Genomic DNA, 21,420 nt, shown 5'->3' with positions numbered 1-21,420 from the left:
TATAGCTGAAAATCGGTATGTGATATACTGATATTATGTAAGATATGGAGGGAGCTTTAATAGTATGGCTAAAGGGATTATGCTACATGAGGTTGGCGAACAGGTTGACCAATATCTATTGATTAAATCCTTAACAAAAGGGATTGCAAGCAATGGAAAACCGTTTTTAACTCTGATGCTTCAAGACCAGTCAGGTGATATTGAAGCCAAGCTGTGGGATGCCAAGCAAAGTGATGAAGTAACCTATGCGCCGCAGACGATCGTTAAGGTTGTGGGGGATGTCCACCATTACCGCGGACGCACCCAGCTGAAGCTGAGAAATATCAGACCGGTAAGCGAGAATGAAAACGTCAATATTGATGATTTTTTGGAAACTGCGCCGATTCCGAAAAATGAAATGCTGGATACCATCACTCAATATATATTTGAAATGAAAAATCCAAATATCCAGCGGATAACAAGATATTTGGTCAAAAAGCACGAAGCAGAATTTATGGATTATCCGGCGGCTACGAAAAATCATCACGAGTTTGTCTCAGGTTTAGCGTATCACGTCGTCTCTATGCTGAATCTGGCAAAAGCAATTGCTGATTTATATCCGTCTCTTGACCGTGATCTTCTTTATGCAGGAGTTATCCTTCACGATCTCGGAAAAGTGAAAGAGCTGTCCGGGCCCGTTTCCACTTCCTATACAGTAGAAGGCAATCTGCTCGGCCATATTTCCATTATGGTCACAGAGCTGTCAAAAGCGGCTGAGGAGCTTCAAATCGATTCTGAAGAGGTGCTGATTCTTCAGCACTTGATCCTGAGCCATCACGGCAAAGCAGAATGGGGCAGCCCAAAACCGCCGATGGTAAAAGAAGCGGAAATTTTGCACTATATTGATAATCTGGATGCGAAAATGAATATGATGGACAGAGCGCTGGAGCGCGTGAAGCCGGGTGAGTACACTGAACGTGTATTTGCACTTGAAAACCGTTCCTTTTATAAACCGACTTTTCATCAATAATCAAAAAGGACTGATGCTGACATGTTCAGCTCAGTCCTTTTTTACATGCTTTTCCCGCTCATAACCTGTCTCATTCCTGCATAAGGTTAAAAATAAAGAATCTATGCAAAAGGGGGAGAAGCCCGTGTTGTTTTTTCCATGGTGGGTATATCTTTGTATTGTGGGTATCATTTTCAGTGCATATAAGCTGGTGTCAGCAGCCAAAGAGGAAGATAAGTTAGACCAGTCTTTTATTGAAAAAGAAGGTCAGATTTATATTGAAAGGATGGAAAAAGAAAAAGAACGCCGCACGTCCCAGCAGCGTGAGGAAGAAAACCAAAATCATTCCATCGCATAAAAAAAGCTGCGCAGCTCCGGTGAGCCTGCACAGCTTTTTTTTTATTATTTAGAACTGCTTGAAGGACTGCTAGTAGAAGCAGAAGTGTTAAATGTATCCTTCAAATCTTTATCCTTCACATCGATGTCAGCTTTTTTCATTACTTTTTGAACGGCTGCCTGCACAGCTGTGTTGTCATTAAGTTTTTGGTCGAGAACATCAGATTTCAGCTCTTTTTTCATATCTTCATATTTTCCGCGTTCTTCAGTCTTTTTGATGATATGGTAGCCAAATTGTGTTTTCACAGGGTCGCTGACTTCGTTTGTTTTCAACTTGAATGCAGCTTTTCTGAATGTGGAATCCAGTTGTTCGTTATCTTTTGAAATCCAACCAAGTTCGCCACCGTTTGTAGCTGAGCCTGTGTCTGTAGAGTATTCCTTCGCAAGGGCATCAAATTTCTCGCCTTTTTTCAGCTTTTTCTCTACTTCCTCAGCTGTCTTTTTGTCAGCGACAAGGATGTGGCTTGCGCGAATTTGGCCTTTTAAGTTTTCCCAGTATTCTTTAATTTCGTCATCTGTAACTTTGATGTTATCTTTAGCTGCTTTTTGTGTAAGCAATTCATATTTAACTTGTTCTTTGAGGTAATCTTTTCCATATTGATCTTCTAACGCAGTATATTGATCACCGAGCTGTGTTTTGTATTCTTTCATCTTGTTGTCAATTTCTTTATCTGATACTTTGTATTTCTTGTCCAAAACTTTTTCTTGCACCAGCTGAGTCAGGACGCTCGCTCCAGCTTGTTTTTTCATGTTTGTGTAAAGTTCGCCTTTTGTTACATCGCCTGCGTCTGTTTTTGCGATGACTTCTTTGTCGCCGCTGCTGCAAGCACTGAGAGCGAGGATGCTTGTAGCAGTGATAGCTGCTATTGCGATTTTCTTCATTGTTTCAAACACTCCTAATCATTCCAAATTGAATTGCCTATGCGTATCATAACATATTGTGGCTTTCTGTAAAAAGATTTTAAATAAAGGGCATTCGTCTAGTCAAACTTTCGCTGATGACATACAAATATATTGATCAAGAAAAGGAGGTATGTAACATGAGCGGAGGATATTCAAACGGTTTCGCTTTGCTTGTTGTACTGTTCATTTTGCTTATCATTGTAGGTGCAGCTTACATCTACTAAGCAGCAAAAGGGATCGCTTGTTGAATAAGCGATCCTTTACTTTCACAAGCGCCTAATCGTTTCATCAATTAACTGCATAAGATGTAATTGGAAAATAAAGCTTTTTACAGGAGGTGCTTTTTAAGATGGGTGAAGTATTTGCAGGCGGTTTCGCTTTATTGGTCGTCTTATTTATCTTGTTGATTATCATCGGCGCTTCTTGGCTTTACTAATCAATGCAAAAAAGCATAGCTGCCGGTTCTAGCGAGACCGGCAGCTATGCTTTCTTTACTTCCTTCATATTTAAACAGTAAAGGATATCTCCACAAATGAAGAGATCAGTAAAATTAATATACATACATTGATAAATCGAAATACCTTATCCTGGCGCTCTTCAGGAATCTCTCTGACAAGGCATAATGTATTGGTGAGCCTGTTTATAAAGTAAACAATAAACAAGGCAGTCACGATAAAATAGAATAAAATGATGGGAGATTCCCCCTCTCTCTGAACTGCTCCCATATTACATTACCAAATATTTATCAAAAAAGATAGAATGTAAACTGAAAAATCGGCACAGCGCCAAGCGTCCGCTACTTTTCGACCAAAATATCCAAGCCGTCTGCTTCCTGATCGATAAAGCATGCTTTCGGTGCTTGCATCAGCTTCAGAGCCAGCAAAAAGTCAGGCAGACAGTAGCCTGCATGAATGCCTGAAATCATGCAGAAGTAATGGGCGTGATTCGGAAACGCCAGCGCGGCGTAAAATAATACAGGTGTTATCAGCATAAAAGGGCTTAACAGTGAAATCAGCATCGTCGTTTTCGGTATCCGTTTCCACGTTCGCATACGCCATATATAAATCTTTTTTTCTATTTTTCTTTTTTTGCAGATGATCGGCAGGACATGGATGACTTTATGTACAAATAAAATAACGACGAGCAAAACGCCGAACAGCGGTACATATTCATCACTCAAGCTTGTTTTAGGCCGCAACAGCTCAAATGCTAAGAAGTTAGATATAAAAACCATAATCATGAAACACACAGCAATCAATATTATGCGAACGGCACCATAATCTTTCATCAGATTTATGGTTTTCCAGCAATTCATCAAAGTCATCCTTCCGTACATCTTGAATAGAATCTCAAAATAATTTACTCCTCCCAAGAAAAAAAATCAATGCTTTTTTAAGAAAAAATATCTTTCAATAGGTATTTTTTTGAAAGGAGCAAACAATCTATGAAATATGGGGTTAGAACTTTCTTCTCAGTGAATTATCAGCTAAAATAAGATTAAAGATAGAAAGAAGTGGTGTGGATGGATTCGATGGATCATCGCATTGAGCGATTGGAATATTACATACAATTATTAGTGAAAACAGTGGATATGGACAGGTACCCTTTCTATGCGCTGCTGATTGATAAAGGGCTGAGCAGAGAAGAAGGGGAAGAGGTTGTGCGCATATGCGGTGAATTGTCGGAGGAGCTGGCAGCACAAAAAGCGCAAGGATTTGTAACCTTTGATAAGCTCCTTGCGCTTTTTGCCGGACAGCTGAACGAAAAATTAGATGTTCATGAAACGATTTTTGCCCTGTATGAGCAGGGGCTTTATAAAGAACTGATGGAAGTTTTTATAGACATTATCAGACACTTTGATTAACTGTTTACAGGTTCAAGTTCTTCGGCTGATTCATCCGCAGCAGTGTCCGTTGCTTTTTTCTTCAGTTTTCCGTTTACGCTTTCAAAGTCGTTGTCGATATTTGTGAGTGATGTTTCAAAGATTTCCATAAAATCATCGCCGTATATATGGCGGATCATACACATCATTTCTGCCACTTCAGGGAACTTTCCGAATAAATGATACAGAGGCTGTGACCCTTTAAAAACCGCGTTGCGCGTCGGATCAAATTCTTCAAGCAAGCTCCAGAATACCTCAGTTCCTTCCTCAGTCAGCTGAACATATGTGTTTCGTTTATCGTTCAGCCGTTTTGAAAACCTTAAATACCCGCGTTCCTCAAGCTTTTTTGAAAAGTTAAATGCCGTTGAAACGTGCATGACTCCGAACTTTGCAATTTCAGAAATGGAAGCTCCATTCAGCTGATAAGCAATCCATAAAATATGGTGCTCATTAATATTCAGGTCATACGGTTTGAGCCATTGCTGCCAATCCTTCTCAATCGATTTCCAAAGAGCTTTGCTAAGCTGAGCCATTTTCTGGGTGAAGACCAGAGCCTCTTTCACATCATAAGGCGGTTCCACTTGATTCATTACGTCACCTGCTTCTCTTTATCTTTTTCTCTATTATGCCAATAAAATAAAGATTAATAAAGATGAAAATGTAAGAATTTTTTAATAAATTCTTGAGCCGTTGCTAGGAAAGGCTTTTGCGAATAAAAAAAGTGCAGGTCATGTTATGACCCGCACTTTTTTCCTTTGAATAGGATATTAGTTTTGTAAGGTTTTCTCCAGCTGTTTGATTTTTTCTTCAATATCGGCGATTTCTTTTTGAAGATCCTGCTGATGAGGTTTGATCTCTTCCTGCCATTTTTTAATTGAGGTTTGCAGTTCACCGCTCACGTCTTTAATGACATCTGCACTTTCTTTTGCCGCTTTCACTAGCTGGTCCTTTAAAGTTAAGCCGTCTGATTTTAAGCGCTTGATCGTTTCTTCAAAAGAATCGCAATTGGTTTTGATTTTTTCACGCAGCTGTTTACCTGAAGAAGGTGCTGATAGAAGAACTGCAGCACCTCCGATGATGCCGCCCACGAATAGTCCTGTTAATAGAGAACGTCCGTCCGCCATTAAAATCACCCCGTTTTTTTCTTGAAATATGATACGTGCAGCTTTTTCAATTTTGTTCGAAGAATGAACTTCTATACATAGCTTGCTTTATTTTAGCATATTTTTTAAGTGAAAAGGAGGGAGAAGGTTGTCTGTCTTTATAATTGTGTTATCCTGCATCACCCTTGCCTTTGCAACAGGCGCCATTTACTATATCAGACTTCTCAGCCAGGCTGCTTCTTATCCGCCGAAGAAAGTCATCCGGCAGAAAGCGCTTGTTTGTTCAACCGGAACCGCCTTTACACTATGTCTTATCTTTTTCACAAAACTCCTCGCTTAAAACATGCTGACATACTGCGGGCTCTTTTTTAAAAAAACCTCTCCCGGAAGCGGAAGAGGTTTTGTGTCACATTTATTTTGCAGCTTCCATAAAACTTGAGCGTCTTAAAATGGTTTGCACAATCGGATACATTATGATCATGGCAATTGTATTCAATACAGCTGCCGGAAGAACGACTGCGGCGAATAATGCGGCGAAACCGCCAGGCAAACCGACGATAAATAAAGCTGACGTTAAAAATACAGTTCCTGATAAGATGGTGCCGATGACTGTCAGCACTGTGGCTGCAGCTGTTTTCTGGCTCTTTCTGACCAGAAGGAACAGGAAGAAAAACAGAAACGCTGATACAGGTTTGTCAATGATATTCGGAATCTGTCCGGCCGGAAATGCGGTTGTAAGAGCTGAAATGATCCCGGTCACAATCCCGATAACGAGTACATTTTGCACCCGCGGGAACAGAAGGATGCCCATAAACATCATGATCAGCATCATATCTGGTTTCATCCCGCCTAAAAAGGGCGGAATAATGGAATGGAGCGCTGCGCCGATTGCGGCAAACAGAGCCATAATGACTAACTCTTTTGTTTTCATAACTATGCTCTCCTCTGCTAAGCTTTTTGCCCTCCAATAATATGCTCATCATTTATTGCGAAGGCTTAAAGAATTTGTTATGCAAACAGTATACCAAACGAATGGTTTGCACAGCCAGACTTTTTACTCATTTTCCTGCTGGAATTTCTTCATGAACGCAGCTAATTTTTCACAGTCTTCCAGTGACACCGCATTATAAATGGAAGCACGGCAGCCTCCTACTGAACGGTGTCCGCCAAGGCCTACCATTTTTGTTTCTTTTGCCTCCTGAACGAACTTTTTCGTTAAACCGTCATCACGGAGCGTAAAGGTAATGTTCATGCGTGAACGGCTATCCTTTCTGGCATGGCCTTTATAGAAGCCATTGCTTTCGTCAATGCAGCTGTAAAGAACCTGTGCTTTTTGTTCGTTGCGCTGTTCAGCGGCTTCAACTCCGCCGTTTTTCTTCAGCCACTCAAGGACGAGGCTCAGCATATAAATGGCAAATGTAGGCGGAGTGTTGTAAAGAGAATCCGCTTTGACATGTGTTGAATATTTAAGGATTTTTGGAACGTTATCATTTTCATTTTGCAGCCATGATTTTTTCATTACGACAACGGTAACACCTGAAGGACCAAGGTTTTTTTGGGCACCGCCGTAAATGACGTCAAATTTGGATACATCGATTTTTCGGCTTAAAATATCACTGGACATGTCAGCGACAAGCGGAATTGGAGAATTCGGGAATTCCTGCCACTGTGTGCCGAAAATCGTATTGTTAGATGTAATATGTAAATATGCGCCGTCTTTTACATCTGTAAGGTCAACCTTGGGAATGTAGCTGTAATTGTCTGATTCGCTTGTCGCCGTCACAGATGTGTTTCCGAACAGTTTCGCTTCAGCGAGCGCTTTTTCAGACCAAGCGCCTGTCATCACAAAATGAGCGGTTTTTTCAGGTGTTAAAAAGTTCATCGGAAGCATTGAGAATTGAAGGCTTGCCCCGCCTTGAAGAAACAGAATGTCATAGTCTTCCGGGATGCCCATCAGTTCAATCAGCAAGCTTTTCGCTTTTTGATGCACCGCTTCATATTCTTTGCTGCGGTGGGAAAGCTCCATAACGGACATGCCGGATTCATTAAAATCAATAAACTCTTTCTGTGCTGTTTGCAGAACTTCTAATGGCAGCGCTGCAGGACCTGCGTTAAAATTCGTTGTACGTTCCATCATGATCTCTCCCTGTTTTCCACGTTAATGTAATAAATAATACAATTATCCTATCACAAAAATTCAGTTTTTTTGATAAAAAATTAGAATTATCAAAAGAAAATGACGAATATTTGCGAATTGTTCACAAATAAAAAAACCTCATCTTTATGATGAGGCCAGGCGTTTGGCAATGGATGAAGAAATGTCTTGGAGATCTTCCGGTTTGTAATCATCTGCATGTGTTTTCCACACTGCTCCGAATCCGTCTCCTTTTCCGTAGCGCGGGATAATATGCATATGGTAATGGAAAACAGATTGTCCTGCTTTTTCGCCGTTGTTGTTTAACGTATTTAAGCCGATCGGTTCAAATTCATCCCTGATGGCGCGGGCAATTTTCGGAACGGCGTGAAAATATTGTTTCGCTAATTCGTCTGTAAATTCGTAAACATTTTCAATATGGGTTTTCGGGATAACAAGGGTGTGGCCTTTCGTCACTTGGCTGATATCGAGAAATGCCAGCACATGTTCATCTTCATAAACCTTTGCTGACGGGATTTCACCGGCGATAATTTTACAAAAGATACAATTCTCTGCACTATGCATGAGGGTTCCTCCTTATGAAATTGTTTTTTTATGTATAAACTAATCGTACCACAGAAATGAAGAAAATAGAAAACAGGATGAACGGCGGAGCGTTCACCCTGAATGCAGAGGAATCAGCTTTATGAAGAAAATGTGTTATGCCTTTGGTAAGCACCTCATTTGTCAATAAAATGAAGACTTGTTTAATGCCTAACGATTCCTGCGATAAACACCTCATTTGATAGTCAGCTTCAGAAATGAAGATTCATCAATTCAGTGAATGCAAAAAGGTTTGAGCATAGGACATGTTATTTTCTATCCAACTGTGCCTAAGACGTCTTTGACAAACACCTCATTTTTCAGTTGATATGCTTTTTCCTCTACAACGATTATATTGTCCAGAAACCTGTCTCTTTATTACAGCAAAATCATCATTTGTTAAAAGGGAATTGTTTCAAATCAGGCTTTGTTTTTGGTACTATGAAGAAAAACAATATAAGGGGAGAAACTATGTCTCTGCTATCGGTAAAAGACTTAACCGGCGGTTATACGAGAAATCCGGTTTTGAAAAACGTGTCATTCACCCTTGAGCCGAACCAAATTGTCGGTTTAATCGGTTTAAACGGTGCAGGTAAAAGTACAACAATCAGACATATCATCGGGCTGATGGACCCGCATAAAGGATCTATTGAGTTAAACGGGAAAACCTTTGCTGAGGATCGGGAAGGCTATCGGTCCCAATTCACTTATATTCCTGAGACACCCGTCTTATATGAAGAACTGACGCTGATGGAACACCTTGAATTGACGGCGATGGCATACGGCCTTTCAAAAGAAACCATGGAAAAAAGATTGCCGCCGCTGTTAAAGGAATTTCGAATGGAAAAAAGGCTGAAATGGTTCCCGGCGCATTTTTCTAAAGGAATGAAGCAGAAGGTCATGATCATGTGTGCGTTTTTGGCAGAGCCTGCGCTCTACATCATTGATGAGCCGTTTCTGGGACTTGATCCGCTGGCAATCAATGCTCTTCTTGAGCGGATGAATGAAGCGAAGAAAAGTGGGGCGAGCGTGCTGATGTCAACGCACATCCTGGCAACGGCGGAGCGCTATTGTGATTCGTTTATCATATTACATAACGGCGAAGTGCGGGCGCGCGGCACGCTGTCCGAGCTCAGAGAGCAGTTTGGAATGAAGGGCGCGGCGCTGGATGATTTATATCTAGAGCTCACAAAGGAAGACGCTGGCCATGAATAACATGCTGGATATTTGGCAGTCACGGCTGCAGGAGCATATTAAAGAAACAAGAATGTATATGAAATATATGCTCAACGATCACCTCGTTATCGTTTTGATCTTTTTTATCGCAGGTGCGGCGAGCTGGTACAGCAAATGGGTACGGGACATTCCCGCTCACTTTCCGTCCTTTTGGGTGATGGCCGTTCTGTTTTCACTCGTTCTGACAGGATCTTATGTGCGGACGCTTTTAAAGGAGGCTGACCTTGTCTTCTTATTGCCGCTTGAGGCTAAGATGGAGCCGTATTTGAGACAGGCGTTTGTTTACAGCTATGTGTCCCAGCTGTTTCCGCTGATTGCACTGAGCCTTGTAGCGATGCCGCTTTATTTCGCTGTCACGCCGGGGGCATCGCTCGTGTCGTACGCGGCGGTATTTGTACAGCTTCTGCTGCTGAAAGCGTGGAATCAGGCCTTGGAATGGCGTATGACGTTTCAAAATGACCGAAGCATGAAACAGATGGATCTTGTCATTCGTTTTGCCGCTAATACACTCGTTCTGTATTTTGTTTTTCAGTCTGTTTATGTGTATGCGCTTGTGATCTATATCATTATGGCGGCTCTTTATCTTTATGTGTCTTCCGCTGCAAAAGGAAAAACATTTAAATGGGAAAGCCATATTGAATACGAATTGAGACGCAAGCAGCGTTTTTACCGGATTGCCAACCTATTTACGGATGTGCCGCATTTAAAGAAACAAGCGAAACGGAGAGCGTATCTCGACTTTTTGCTGCGGTTTGTGCCGTTTGAACAGCGTAAAACGTTCGCCTATATGTTTGCCCGCGCGTTTTTGCGTTCAAGTGATTATCTGGGCATTCAAGTCAGATTAACCGTTATTTTCGCGCTGATTATTATGTATGCGTCTGCAAGCCCGATGATCGCAGGGATTTTGACTGTGTTTACCGTCTTTATCACAGGCATTCAGCTTCTGCCGCTGTTTGGCCACTTTGACCATCTGGCGCTTCAAGATCTATATCCTGTCAAAAAGGAAGCGAAGCTGAAAAGCTACTTTTCTCTATTAAAAACTGCGCTTAGCGTGCAGGCTCTGCTCATGGCAGCGGCCTCTGCATATGCTGCGGGCGCTGCAGGTTTTCTGTACGCGCTGATCGGCTCTGCCGTCTTGATCTTTGTCGTTCTGCCGTCTTACATGACCGCCAGATTAAAAAAACACGGAAAGCTGTGAGCTGAAAAAAGGGGTAGGTCAAATGAGCGAGAATCTGCTGATGCAGGAAGCTCTTCAATGGAAAATGCATTTTTTGCGAAAGGATTCCATGTTTGAACGCTTCTCAAAGCGTGTGCAAACAAAGGTGAATGAACGAATACCTGAAAAAATTCATGCAGCGGTAACTGAAAGCGTGAAAAAAATGGTGGAAGCAACGATGGCAGGATCTAATATCACCACTTATAAGAAGGATACAAGCACGCTTTCACTCAGTGAAAAAAACGAGCTTGCGAAAAAAACGATTGCTTCTTATCAGAAAGTGGCGGCTACTGAAGGAGTCGGCACCGGGGCGGGCGGCATTTTTTTAGGTATTGCCGATTTCCCGCTGCTGCTTTCCATTAAGATGAAATGTTTATTCACTTTGTCCTCGATATACGGTTTTGATGTGAAGAATGCAGAAGAAAGGATGTTTTTGCTTCTTGTATTTCAGCTTGCTTTTTCAAGTGATGACTGCCGCAAATCGCTTTTTTCTGTCATTGAAAACTGGGAGACGGAGAAAAAGGATATTGACTGGAGAGTGTTTCAGCAGGAGTATCGCGATTATATTGATGTCGTCAAGCTTTTTCAGCTTTTACCAGGGGTAGGGGCCGCAGTCGGCGGAATTGCCAATTATAAACTGCTTGCTCAGCTTGGAGATACAGCAAGACACGTTTTTCATCTGAGAATATTAAAGGAAACAGCCGGAGAGTAAAACTCCGGCTGTTTTTTTAAGATAAATGGTAAGTGATTGCAGCGCCCGCAAGTACTTTTGCAGCAGTCAGCATCGCTTTTTCATTGATATCAAATTTTGGATGGTGGTGGGAAAAGATACGTTCAGGCTGTTCAGGAGCGGCGCCGGTAAAGAAAAAGGTTCCTTTGACATGCTGTAAGTAATAAGAAAAATCTTCGCCGCCCATTTGCGGTTCACCTTGAAGAACCTGATGAACGCCGTCTGTGGCTTTTGCGACGTTTACCAGATGGTCGGTCTCCGCAGGGTGATTGACTACCGCCGGGTAGCCGCGTTCATAGTTGTAGTCATAGGAAGCGCCGTGCATGCTGCACACTCCTTTTACAACAGCTTCGATTTCTTTTTCCAGAATGTCGCGGACATTTTCATTAAACGAACGAGCTGTGCCAATGAGAGTTGCATGGTCTGCAATCACATTAAACGGGTTATCAGCCATGAAAGAGCCTGTCGATATGACAGCGGAGTGAATCGGATTGACTTTACGGCTGACAATATGCTGCAGCGAGGAAACGATTTGCGAGCCGATCAGGACGGCGTCTTTTGTATCATGGGGGTGAGCGCCATGGCCGCCCTTTCCGTGAATGCTGATTGTAAATCTGTCAGCTGCGGCCATTACGGCACCGGAGCGGCAGAGAATGGTTCCGATCGGCTCAGTCGCCCAAAGATGGGTGCCGAATATGACGTCTGCGTTTTCAAGACAGCCGTCTTCAATCATCGGTTTTGCGCCCCCTGGCGCGTACTCCTCAGCGTGCTGGTGGATCATAATAAATGTTCCTTTCAGATCATGCCTGTTCTGATAAAGCACCTTTCCGACGGCAAGCAGAGCCGCTGTATGGCCGTCATGGCCGCATGCATGCATGACACCGGGCACTTTGGAGGCGTAAGGAACATCTTTTTCATCCTGGATGGGAAGGGCGTCAAAATCGGCCCGCAGTGCGACAGCAGGACCGGGCTCGCTGCCTTCAATATAAGCCAAAACTCCATTCCCGCCGACTTTGGTGCGGATCGGGACTCCTAACGATTCGTAATAGGAAGCAATAAAAGCGGCCGTTTTTTCTTCCTGATTGGACAGTTCAGGGTGCATATGGAAATGGCGCCTGATTTCCACCATTTCATCGAAACAGCTGTCGAGCTGTTTGTTTATCTCTTTTTGCAGCGTCTTTATGGACAAAGCCGCTTCCCCCTTTTCTAAGCTTTTCCATGATTGTATATAAAAAGTCTGAATATTTCAACTGGTTGGGTTTCAAAGCATGATCATCGCTGCAATGGTTGTCACCGAAAGTCCGATCACAACGGGGAGGAAGTTCTTTCTGGCAAGCTCAAATGGATCGACCTTGCAAATGGCTGCAGCGGGAATGAGCGCCCATGGAATAAGCGTACCGCCGCCCACCCAGATGGCTGATATTTGCCCGAGTGCGGTCAGGACGGCTGGATCAGCATGGAGAGCGGATGAAAAGAGCTTGGCGATGGAGCCGGCGAGGGAAATGCCTGAAAAACCTGAACCGTCGAGTCCGGTTACGGCTCCAGCGGCAGTCAAGGCTGCGGCGGCAAGCTCCTTAGACATAGGCATGGCGTGGGATAAGGCGATGCCGAGATCATTGACAATGCCGTGTGAATGTTTAGGGAGTTCAGTACCCAAGATGCTCTCATAGCCGGAATCACCAAGATAAAAGAAAGCGGCAATTGGAATGACGGGACCGAAAACCTTAAAGCCGAATTGAAACCCCTCGATAAAATATCCAGTGATTTTTTCAAGCCCTTTCTGTTTATACACAAGGAAATGAACGATCAGCAGGATGCAAATGGCCGATCCGCCAATTAACGCGGTTGCATCATTTCCTTGAAGGTTGAATATGACCATGCACGCGATATCAGCGGCAAATACAAGAGGAATCAAAAGAGCCAGCATTGACCGAAGACGTTTCGGCAAATACATTGAAGTGTCATGTTCTTCTGACATCGGGGAAAAAGAAGCGGGCCGCAATTGTTTTTTGCGTTCACGCTGAATCATAAAGAAAGCGGCAGTTGTTGTGGTCACGCCCATAATCAAAACGAGCGGAATGCTTGCTGAGATGACATCACCGACAGGGATGCCTGCTGCATCAGCTGTCAGTTTTGGCGCTGCCTGAATGACAAAGTCTCCTGAAAGGGCAAAGCCGTGCCCGAATAAATTCATTGCCATGGCAACAGCGATAGGCGGCAGGCCGGCACGGGCGGCTGCCGGAAGCAGAACGGCGCCGATTAAAGCGACACCCGGCGAAGGCCAGAAGAATAGAGAAATGGCAAACATCAGTCCGCCAATCAGCCAGTATGCAATTACTGGACCTTTAACAAGACGGACAAAGGGAGAAATCATCGCTTCATTTATCCCAGTTTTCGTTAACACATCACTCATAGACACGATAAAACAGATGATGAAAATCGTAGGAAGCAGCTCAGATGCCGCATAGATGAAGCTGTGGAATAAACTGCTGACCGAAGCTGAAAGCGAATGGCTGGCCCATAACGAAATGATGAAAATCCCAAATAACGAAATAAAGGTTGTATCTTTTCGCAGCAGCATAAAAAGAATGATCGCTCCAATAAAAAACACATAAAGAACATGAACAGACATAATCCCGATTTCCATCATTGATCACTCCTTCCGCTTCCTACAGATTATTCATAGGCGGGCGGAAGGTGCCGGGACAGATAGCATCTGACCGCAGATATTACTTCAGATAGACATGAATATGTTTTAGCTGCTCGATCAACTCGTGCTTCAATACTTTTTTAGCCTGCTGCTGATGCTGCGGGTAGCATTCGGGTGAAAAAATAACGGCACCGACAGCAAGCCAGTTTTTTCGGTAGGCGATTATGCTTTCCGAAGGCTCTAAATATGAACCGTCCTCACGCGTCATTTCAAAATCGTCAAATCCGAATTGGAAGCCGCAGCACGAGCAGATTTCATAGGAGTGATTCCCTTGGTCATCATATGCCGGTTCTGTCAGCCCTTTAAACCCGCAGACTGGGCAAATATACTTCATCTAGCTTCCCTCCCTTTCGCCATAAAAAAAGCTGCCGGACATTCCGGCAGCTATTCGACAGCAACATATGTGGTGACATACGAAGGCCGGGAGAAAATGGACGTTGTGTCAACTCCGGCAGACGTGCCGCGTTTTTTGTGGGCTTCTTTGTATGAGCCTGACTGCTGCCAGTCTTGGAAGGATCTTTCTGTTTCCCACAAGGTGAGAATGACGTACGTGTCGCTGTCAAGCGGACGCAGGACACGAATGGCTTCAAAACCGGGCTCGTTTTCGACTTTTCCCGCTCTGTTTTTAAATCTGTTTTCAAACAGCGGCCGTCCTTCCTGTGTGACGGCTATATTGTTCAATACTGCGAAACCGGGATGCTTCATGTCCCCGACTTGGTCAATGACTTCATAGGAATGGGGGGCCTGAAAAACCGTTTCTCCGTTTGTTTCGTGAATTAAAATCGCATTTTCCTGTCCCTGCATCAAAAGCATATTTTCCGAGGAATGTTTTTGCACGATGTTTTTCAAAAAATCGGCTGTCCCATATGTAATATAAACCTTCATATCAGCCACCTCCTGCTTGCTAGTATATCAAAACAATGGTATAAGTTTCTATTGGCGACTGCTTCAAACATAAATCCAAACAATTTTTCCCATACTACCTTTAGAAAGGCGAGGTGAGTTCATGTTTAAGATAAAGAAAAAGAAACTTTTCATTCCCATCATTATTTTAGTGTTAACTGCTTTTCTCGCTTTAATAGGATATATTTCAATCATTTTTCTCGGTCATTATGTCATAGATGAAAAGAAGCTGATCCTTCACGCATCTTCAAAAATTGTTGACCAAAACGGGGATGAGGTCGCAAGTCTGTATACAGAAAATCGTGAACCGGTCTCTATCAATGAAATTCCGAAAGGGGTCAGAGAAGCGTTTATCTCAGTGGAAGATAAGAGATTTTATGAACACCACGGTATCGATGTGAAATCTGTCGGAAGAGCGGTGTACCGCGATATATTAGCAGGAGGAAAAGTAGAAGGCGCGAGCACGATCACCCAGCAGCTTGCCAAAAATATTTTTCTGACACATGACAAAACGTTTTTAAGAAAAACGAAAGAAGTGATCATAGCGATCAACCTTGAACGGGATTACAGCAAGGACAAGCTGCTGGAAATGTATCTGAACCAGCTATACTTCGGACACGGGGTTTATGGAATTCAAGCTGCATCCCATTATTATTTTAATAAGGAAGTTAAAGATTTAACCGTGTCAGAAGGCGCGGTCTTGGCTGCTATTCCGAAGGCGCCTTCTACGTATTCTCCTGTTTTGCATCCTGATAAAAGCAAGGAGCGGCGTGATACGATTCTCGGCATGATGAATGACCAAGGCTATATCAGTGCGAAAGAGGCTGTCAGCGCGCAGGGGAGGACGCTCGGGCTGAACGTGAAAAAACAGTCGGAAACACCTTGGTTTGACAGCTATATTGACCTTGTGATCCAAGAAGCGGAGGACAAGTATTCCATTTCCGGAGAGCAGCTGCTTCAAGGCGGGTACACGATTAAGGTGCCGCTTGATTCAAAACTGCAAAAAACGGCATATCAAGTCATGAAGGAGGGCAGCTATTATCCCGGAACAGATCAAGATGCTGAAGGAAGCGCAGTCTTTATCAACAATAAAACAGGCGGTGTGGAAGCAGCGATCGGCGGAAGAGATTACACGGCTAAAGGATATAATCGTGTGACAGCTGTGCGCCAGCCGGGGTCAACGTTTAAGCCGCTGGCCGTATACGGACCTGCGATGCAGGAAAAGAAATTTAAGCCGTACTCTCTGTTAAAGGATGAATTACAATCCTACGGAGATTACACACCGAAAAACTATGACGGCCGTTATGAAGGGGAAGTCACGATGTCTGATGCCATCACTTACAGCAAAAACGCGCCTGCAGTGTGGACGCTGAATGAGATCGGTGTGGAAACGGGGAAATCTTATTTGAAGGCAAACGGCATTGATATACCGGATGAAGGGCTTGCTCTGGCTCTCGGCGGTTTGGAAAAAGGCGTATCACCCCTCCAGCTTGCCGGCGCTTTTCATACGTTTGCCGCGAATGGAACATACACCGAGCCGTACTTTATTTCAAACATAACAGATGAAGACGGGGAAACAATAGCCGATCATAAAGAAGAAGGAAAACGAGTATTCAGCAAACAGACGTCTTGGAACATGACGAGAATGCTTCAGCAGGTGGTTAAGAAGGGAACAGCAACGTCCGGCACCTATCACGGCGATCTTGCCGGGAAAACCGGTTCTACTTCATATACAGGCGTTTCCGGCGCAACAAAGGATGCCTGGTTTGCAGGTTATACGCCGAACATAACGGGAGCTGTCTGGATGGGCTATGACAAAACAGATCAAAACCATTACTTAAAAGGCGGAAGCGCATATCCGACCAGAATGTTTAAGGATATTTTGACACAGGCTGGCGAAACGGGTTCTGCGTTTGCGAAGCCTAAAAAAGTAAAAGAACTTGAAAGCCCAATTGAGCTTGAGCCTGTCAAAACGCTGAAGGCTGACTATACATTTAGGGCAGCGGGGCTGTTTACGATTGAATTAAAATGGGATGCGCAAGAGGATGATCGGGCAGTGTACAGAATTTATGTAAATAAGGACGGCAAGGAAACGCTTCTTGATTCTGTTGAAGGAAAGGGAAGCTATGAGATCCCATATGCCAATTTGTTTTCGGGCGCTTCCTATAAAGTGGTGCCTTATAATACACAGACAAAAAAAGAAGGAGAAGGAACCGATTACGTTCAGCCGAAACTGTTTTCCTCTTAATGGAATTCGGCGATTTTTTGAACTTTGAGCCGCATTTCTATACCATTTGCCCAAAACGAGGTATAGTGTAATGGTCAAGGAACACGAACGTATGGTTGCAGTATGAAAGGTGGAAATCAGATGAGGAAACGAGAAACGTTTAACGAGACGTTTTTAAAAGCTGCGCGGGGAGAAAAAGCGGATCACACGCCTGTTTGGTACATGAGACAAGCTGGGCGCTCGCAGCCGGAATACCGTAAGCTGAAGGAAAAATACGGATTGTTCGAAATTACACATCAGCCCGAATTGTGTGCGTACGTCACAAGACTTCCGGTCGAGCAATACGGAGTCGATGCTGCAATCCTTTATAAAGATATTATGACGCCGCTTCCGTCGATCGGTGTGGATGTTGAAATTAAAAATGGAATCGGGCCGGTGATTGATCAGCCGATTCGTTCTCTGCAGGACATTGAAAAGCTCGGCAAGCTTGAGCCGGAACAGGACGTGCCGTATGTGCTCGAAACGATCAAACTGCTTGTCAATGAACAGCTTGACGTCCCGCTAATCGGTTTCTCTGGTGCGCCTTTTACGCTTGCCAGCTATATGATCGAAGGCGGGCCTTCGAAAAACTACAATAAAACAAAAGCCTTTATGTACAGCATGCCGGATGCCTGGAACCTGCTGATGACAAAGCTTGCCGACATGATTATCGTGTACGCGAAAGCGCAAATTAAGGCGGGCGCAAAAGCCATTCAAATCTTTGATTCATGGGTTGGCGCGCTGAATCAAGCGGATTACAGAACGTACATCAAACCGGTAATGAACCGGATTTTTTCTGAGCTGGCATCGGAAAATGTGCCGCTTATCATGTTTGGTGTAGGTGCCAGCCATTTAGCAACGGATTGGCATGACCTGCCTCTCGATGTTGTGGGGCTCGATTGGAGACTCGGCATTGATGAAGCCAGATCAAAAGGCATCACCAAAACGGTGCAAGGCAACCTGGACCCGTCTATTTTGCTTGCTCCGTGGGAAGTGATCGAGAAGAGAACGAAAGAGATTCTTGATCAAGGCTTAAAATCGGACAGCTTCATTTTTAACCTCGGACACGGCGTATTTCCTGATGTCAGTCCGGAAGTGCTGAAAAAGCTGACTGCATTTGTACATGAATATTCTCAATCAAAGAAAATAGGCCAATACTCCTGAGCATATTTTTTGGTATCAGGATAAAAGCCTGTCAAAATTGTTTTGTGATAGATCATCTAAAGAGGGTGTAAACAGTGGGTAAAAAGAAAATGGGGCTTCTCATTATGGCGTACGGCACGCCTTACAAAGAAGAAGATATAGAGCGTTATTATACACATATCAGAAGAGGCAGAAAGCCTGAGCCTGAAATGCTTCAGGATCTGAAAGACAGATATGAAGCAATCGGGGGCATTTCGCCGCTTGCCAAAATCACAGAGGAACAGGCTTATAAGCTTGAACAGCACTTAAACGAGATTCAGGATGAGATTACGTTTAAAGCGTATATCGGGCTGAAGCATATCGAGCCGTTTATTGAAGACGCTGTGGCAGAGATGCATAAGGACGGCATTACAGAGGCGGTCAGCCTTGTATTGGCACCGCACTTCTCCACATTCAGCGTGCAGTCTTACAACAAACGTGCGAAGGAAGAGGCTGAAAAACTCGGGGGCTTAACAATTACGTCTGTCGAAAGCTGGTACGATGAGCCGAAGTTTGTGAAATATTGGGTTGACCAAGTAAAGGACACGTACGCGTCAATGCCGAAGGAAGAAAGAGAAAACGCGATGCTCATCGTTTCAGCGCACAGCCTTCCGGAAAAAATTAAAGAGTACGGAGATCCGTACCCGGATCAGCTTCATGAATCCGCGAAGCTGATCGCTGAAGGCGCAGGCGTATCTGAATACGCTGTCGGCTGGCAAAGTGAAGGCAATACGCCTGATCCGTGGCTCGGACCTGACGTGCAAGATCTGACACGTGATTTATTTGAACAAAAAGGCTATCAAGCATTTGTATATGTGCCTGTCGGATTTGTCGCGGACCATCTAGAAGTGCTTTATGACAATGACTATGAATGCAAAGTGGTGACTGACGATATCGGCGCCAGCTATTACCGGCCGGAAATGCCAAACGCTAAGCCGGCATTTATTGATGCTTTAGCAACAGTCGTTTTGAAAAAATTAGGACGTTAAAGAAGGCGATGAACATGAGTGACGGCAAAAAACATGTAGTCATCATCGGCGGCGGCATTACCGGTTTAGCCGCCGCCTTCTACATGGAAAAAGAAATCAGAGACAAAGATTTGCCGCTTGAGCTGACGCTTATTGAGGCAAGTCCGAGAGTAGGCGGAAAAATCCAGACAGTCAAGAAGGACGGCTATATCATCGAAAGAGGGCCTGATTCATTCCTGGAACGGAAAAAAAGCGCTCCGCAGCTTGTCAAAGACTTAGGTCTTGACCATCTGCTTGTGAACAATGCGACCGGACAATCTTACGTGCTTGTCAACCGCACTTTGCATCCGATGCCGAAGGGGGCTGTAATGGGAATACCGACAAAAATCGCGCCGTTCGTGTCAACGGGGCTGTTTTCTCTGTCAGGTAAGGCGCGAGCTGCAATGGATTTCATCCTGCCCGCAAGTAAATCAAAAGAGGATCAGTCACTGGGAGAATTTTTCCGCAGACGTGTCGGGGATGAAGTTGTCGAGAATTTAATCGAGCCGCTTTTATCAGGCATCTATGCAGGTGATATCGACAAACTCAGCCTGATGTCAACATTCCCGCAATTCTATCAGACGGAACAAAAGCACAGAAGCCTGATCCTTGGGATGAAAAAAACAAGACCTCAAGGCTCCGGCCAGCAGCTGACAGCCAAAAAACAAGGGCAGTTTCAGACGCTGACAACAGGCCTGCAGACGCTTGTCGAAGAGATCGAAAATCAACTAAAGCTGACAAAGGTATACAAAGGCACAAAGGTTACCAAGATTAGCCGAGAGGGCACGGGCTACTCGCTTGATCTTGATAACGGTGTATCACTTGATGCCGAATCAGTGATTGTAACAGCACCGCATAAAGCTGCCGCGGGAATGCTTTCAGATTTGCCGGCTGTTGCAAATCTGAAAAACATGCATTCCACATCTGTGGCGAATGTCGCCTTGGGTTTCCCGGAAGGCGCCGTCCAAATGGAACATGAGGGCACGGGCTTTGTCATCTCAAGAAACAGTGATTTCGCGATCACAGCTTGTACGTGGACGAACAAAAAATGGCCGCACGCAGCGCCGGAAGGAAAAACACTGCTTCGGGCATATGTCGGAAAAGCCGGAGACGAATCCATCGTCGACCTCTCAGATAACGACATTATCAATATTGTGCTGGAAGATTTAAAGAAAGTGATGAAAATCAACGGTGAGCCGGAAATGACATGTGTCACGCGCTGGCATGAAAGCATGCCTCAGTACCATGTCGGCCATAAACGCCGTATCAATGAGCTCCGTGAAGCGCTGGCTTCCTCATATCCTGGTGTGTACATGACGGGCGCATCCTTCGAGGGTGTTGGAATCCCGGACTGTATCGATCAAGGAAAAGCAGCTGTGTCAGACGCGCTGAAATATTTATTCGACTAAAAACCTCCGTACCTCGTACGGAGGTTTTTTGTGCCTAGATGATGGCAATATTGTGTAAAAAATGTTTGAATTGTTCAGCATGGTATGATACATTTGCATATGTACTTATTGACTAAAATGTTCAAATGGTCAGTTTTGAGGTGATATACAATGTCAATAGATCGAAAAAAGCTCATTTTGGAGGCTGCCACAAAGTCTTTCACACAGTTTGGCTATAAAGCGACGACAATGGATTTGGTGGCGAAGCTTGCGAACGTGGGAAAAGGAACCATCTATACGTTTTTCAAAAATAAAGAAGAGCTGTTTGATGATATTTTCTCTACGTTATTAAAAGAAATGAAGCAAAAAGCTGACGAAGCGATGGAGCCTGATCTCCCGTTCCATGAAAATGTTCACAGAGCGCTGTTTGCCATTCTTGAATTCAGGAAAACACATCAGCTGACGATTAAAATTTTTCAAGAAAATGCTGAGATTGGTACAATGGCAGTTCAGGACGTGATTCAGAAAATGGAGCGTTCCATTCTTTCTTATATTAAAAATAAGATAGAAGAGGGTGTCGAAAACGGAGATATCAAGCCGTGTGATCCTGAGCTGACGGCTTTTGTCATGTTGAAGCTTTATATCGCGCTCATTTTTGATTGGGAAAAACAGCATCCCCCGCTTGATAAAGAAACGATTGCGGAACTGCTTGAGTTGTATGTTGTCAAAGGATTGTCAGCCAACTAGATAATCCTTTCTCTTTACAAGAAAAT

Annotated in this window: 26 protein-coding genes; 14 read left to right on the top strand and 12 right to left on the bottom strand. The window is 44.0% G+C overall.

Annotated elements, in window-relative coordinates; genetic code table 11:
* Positions 1–64: 64 nt before the first annotated feature.
* Both yhaM and H7F27_RS15530 read left to right on the top strand, forming a co-directional pair.
* Positions 65–1,009 (top strand): 3'-5' exoribonuclease YhaM, encoded by a 945-nt coding sequence (gene yhaM / locus H7F27_RS15535; RefSeq protein WP_024120773.1) that lies wholly within the window; start codon positions 65–67, stop codon positions 1,007–1,009.
* A 124-nt stretch (positions 1,010–1,133) separates the two neighbouring features.
* Complete coding sequence (locus H7F27_RS15530) at positions 1,134–1,346, top strand: sporulation YhaL family protein (protein ID WP_010333590.1); 213 nt, start codon at positions 1,134–1,136, stop codon at positions 1,344–1,346.
* A gap of 44 nt (positions 1,347–1,390) precedes the next feature.
* On the opposite strand, the gene H7F27_RS15525 is transcribed toward H7F27_RS15530, so the two are convergent.
* The gene (locus tag H7F27_RS15525) at positions 1,391–2,266 is read right to left on the bottom strand and encodes a peptidylprolyl isomerase (protein WP_024120774.1); all 876 of its coding nucleotides are present in this window, start codon (positions 2,264–2,266) and stop codon (positions 1,391–1,393) included.
* Between the two features lie 158 nt (positions 2,267–2,424).
* On the opposite strand from H7F27_RS15525, the gene yhzE1 reads away from it, so the two are divergent.
* Together yhzE1 and yhzE2 are read left to right on the top strand one after the other, a co-directional pair.
* Positions 2,425–2,511 (top strand): sporulation protein YhzE1, encoded by an 87-nt coding sequence (yhzE1, locus tag H7F27_RS15520; protein WP_003327753.1) that lies wholly within the window; start codon positions 2,425–2,427, stop codon positions 2,509–2,511.
* A gap of 125 nt (positions 2,512–2,636) precedes the next feature.
* Positions 2,637–2,723, top strand: a complete 87-nt coding sequence (yhzE2, locus tag H7F27_RS15515; RefSeq protein WP_003155248.1) for a sporulation protein YhzE2 — start codon at positions 2,637–2,639, stop codon at positions 2,721–2,723.
* Positions 2,724–2,793: 70 nt separating this feature from the next.
* On the opposite strand, the gene H7F27_RS15510 is transcribed toward yhzE2, so the two are convergent.
* Both H7F27_RS15510 and H7F27_RS15505 read right to left on the bottom strand, forming a co-directional pair.
* The gene (locus H7F27_RS15510; protein WP_081638266.1) at positions 2,794–3,012 is read right to left on the bottom strand and encodes a hypothetical protein; all 219 of its coding nucleotides are present in this window, start codon (positions 3,010–3,012) and stop codon (positions 2,794–2,796) included.
* A gap of 71 nt (positions 3,013–3,083) precedes the next feature.
* Positions 3,084–3,602: a DUF3267 domain-containing protein gene (locus H7F27_RS15505; RefSeq protein WP_024120775.1), complete on the bottom strand. Its 519-nt coding sequence runs from the start codon at positions 3,600–3,602 to the stop codon at positions 3,084–3,086.
* Positions 3,603–3,809: 207 nt separating this feature from the next.
* Between H7F27_RS15505 and H7F27_RS15500 the strand changes: the two genes are divergently transcribed.
* Positions 3,810–4,151, top strand: coding sequence for a YhaI family protein (locus H7F27_RS15500; RefSeq protein WP_024120776.1), 342 nt, complete (start codon positions 3,810–3,812; stop codon positions 4,149–4,151).
* Here the strand turns inward: H7F27_RS15500 and H7F27_RS15495 are convergent.
* Both H7F27_RS15495 and H7F27_RS15490 read right to left on the bottom strand, forming a co-directional pair.
* The gene (locus tag H7F27_RS15495) at positions 4,148–4,759 is read right to left on the bottom strand and encodes an HTH-type transcriptional regulator Hpr (protein WP_024120777.1); all 612 of its coding nucleotides are present in this window, start codon (positions 4,757–4,759) and stop codon (positions 4,148–4,150) included. The two genes, H7F27_RS15500 and H7F27_RS15495, sit on opposite strands and share 4 nt — an antisense overlap.
* 177 nt (positions 4,760–4,936) lie before the next feature.
* Complete coding sequence (locus tag H7F27_RS15490; RefSeq protein ID WP_024120778.1) at positions 4,937–5,293, bottom strand: YtxH domain-containing protein; 357 nt, start codon at positions 5,291–5,293, stop codon at positions 4,937–4,939.
* A gap of 127 nt (positions 5,294–5,420) precedes the next feature.
* On the opposite strand from H7F27_RS15490, the gene H7F27_RS15485 reads away from it, so the two are divergent.
* Positions 5,421–5,612, top strand: a complete 192-nt coding sequence (locus H7F27_RS15485) for a membrane protein YhzF (RefSeq protein WP_185848129.1) — start codon at positions 5,421–5,423, stop codon at positions 5,610–5,612.
* 72 nt (positions 5,613–5,684) lie between these two features.
* Here the strand turns inward: H7F27_RS15485 and trpP are convergent, their stop codons facing one another.
* The 3 genes from trpP to H7F27_RS15470 form a co-directional block, all read right to left on the bottom strand.
* Positions 5,685–6,203, bottom strand: coding sequence for a tryptophan transporter TrpP (trpP, locus tag H7F27_RS15480; protein WP_185848128.1), 519 nt, complete (start codon positions 6,201–6,203; stop codon positions 5,685–5,687).
* 123 nt (positions 6,204–6,326) lie between these two features.
* A complete protein-coding gene (serC, locus tag H7F27_RS15475; RefSeq protein ID WP_185848127.1) occupies positions 6,327–7,406 on the bottom strand; it encodes a 3-phosphoserine/phosphohydroxythreonine transaminase in 1,080 nt (359 codons plus the stop codon).
* 147 nt (positions 7,407–7,553) lie between these two features.
* Positions 7,554–7,991, bottom strand: a complete 438-nt coding sequence (locus tag H7F27_RS15470; protein ID WP_003327743.1) for an HIT family protein — start codon at positions 7,989–7,991, stop codon at positions 7,554–7,556.
* Between the two features lie 489 nt (positions 7,992–8,480).
* On the opposite strand from H7F27_RS15470, the gene ecsA reads away from it, so the two are divergent.
* The 3 genes from ecsA to H7F27_RS15455 are packed head-to-tail and all read left to right on the top strand — an operon-like array spanning position 8,481 to position 11,173.
* The gene (gene ecsA / locus H7F27_RS15465) at positions 8,481–9,224 is read left to right on the top strand and encodes an ABC transporter ATP-binding protein EcsA (protein ID WP_095713712.1); all 744 of its coding nucleotides are present in this window, start codon (positions 8,481–8,483) and stop codon (positions 9,222–9,224) included.
* Complete coding sequence (locus tag H7F27_RS15460) at positions 9,217–10,443, top strand: ABC transporter permease (protein WP_095713711.1); 1,227 nt, start codon at positions 9,217–9,219, stop codon at positions 10,441–10,443. The genes ecsA and H7F27_RS15460 overlap by 8 nt, the downstream gene beginning before the upstream one ends.
* A 22-nt stretch (positions 10,444–10,465) precedes the next feature.
* Positions 10,466–11,173 carry an EcsC family protein gene (locus H7F27_RS15455; RefSeq protein ID WP_185848126.1) on the top strand — a complete coding sequence of 236 codons (708 nt, stop codon included), beginning with the start codon at positions 10,466–10,468 and terminating at the stop codon, positions 11,171–11,173.
* 16 nt (positions 11,174–11,189) lie between these two features.
* Here H7F27_RS15455 and H7F27_RS15450 read toward each other — a convergent pair whose 3' ends face one another.
* The 4 genes from H7F27_RS15450 to hmoB form a co-directional block, all read right to left on the bottom strand.
* Entirely contained in the window at positions 11,190–12,380 is a 1,191-nt protein-coding gene (locus H7F27_RS15450; RefSeq protein WP_185848125.1) for a M20 family metallopeptidase, read from the bottom strand.
* A gap of 72 nt (positions 12,381–12,452) precedes the next feature.
* Positions 12,453–13,841, bottom strand: a complete 1,389-nt coding sequence (locus tag H7F27_RS15445; protein WP_081638267.1) for a hypothetical protein — start codon at positions 13,839–13,841, stop codon at positions 12,453–12,455.
* A 79-nt stretch (positions 13,842–13,920) separates the two neighbouring features.
* On the bottom strand, positions 13,921–14,235 hold the full coding sequence (locus H7F27_RS15440; protein ID WP_095713707.1) for a hypothetical protein: 315 nt from the start codon (positions 14,233–14,235) through the stop codon (positions 13,921–13,923).
* Positions 14,236–14,285: 50 nt separating this feature from the next.
* On the bottom strand, positions 14,286–14,786 hold the full coding sequence (hmoB, locus tag H7F27_RS15435; protein ID WP_024120788.1) for a heme-degrading oxygenase HmoB: 501 nt from the start codon (positions 14,784–14,786) through the stop codon (positions 14,286–14,288).
* A 121-nt stretch (positions 14,787–14,907) separates the two neighbouring features.
* On the opposite strand from hmoB, the gene H7F27_RS15430 reads away from it, so the two are divergent.
* From H7F27_RS15430 to H7F27_RS15410, 5 genes are all read left to right on the top strand, one after another.
* Entirely contained in the window at positions 14,908–17,052 is a 2,145-nt protein-coding gene (locus H7F27_RS15430; RefSeq protein WP_185848124.1) for a transglycosylase domain-containing protein, read from the top strand.
* Positions 17,053–17,172: 120 nt separating this feature from the next.
* Entirely contained in the window at positions 17,173–18,234 is a 1,062-nt protein-coding gene (gene hemE / locus H7F27_RS15425) for a uroporphyrinogen decarboxylase (protein WP_106022384.1), read from the top strand.
* 74 nt (positions 18,235–18,308) lie between these two features.
* Positions 18,309–19,241 carry a ferrochelatase gene (gene hemH / locus H7F27_RS15420; RefSeq protein ID WP_010333609.1) on the top strand — a complete coding sequence of 311 codons (933 nt, stop codon included), beginning with the start codon at positions 18,309–18,311 and terminating at the stop codon, positions 19,239–19,241.
* Between the two features lie 14 nt (positions 19,242–19,255).
* Complete coding sequence (gene hemY, locus H7F27_RS15415; RefSeq protein ID WP_101863793.1) at positions 19,256–20,668, top strand: protoporphyrinogen oxidase; 1,413 nt, start codon at positions 19,256–19,258, stop codon at positions 20,666–20,668.
* Between the two features lie 150 nt (positions 20,669–20,818).
* Positions 20,819–21,394 carry a TetR/AcrR family transcriptional regulator gene (locus tag H7F27_RS15410; RefSeq protein ID WP_010333611.1) on the top strand — a complete coding sequence of 192 codons (576 nt, stop codon included), beginning with the start codon at positions 20,819–20,821 and terminating at the stop codon, positions 21,392–21,394.
* Positions 21,395–21,420 lie beyond the last annotated feature (26 nt).

The organism is Bacillus sp. PAMC26543, from assembly GCF_014250375.1.
Classification (GTDB): domain Bacteria; phylum Bacillota; class Bacilli; order Bacillales; family Bacillaceae; genus Bacillus; species Bacillus halotolerans.
This window is presented reverse-complemented; position numbering and strand designations above follow the sequence as displayed.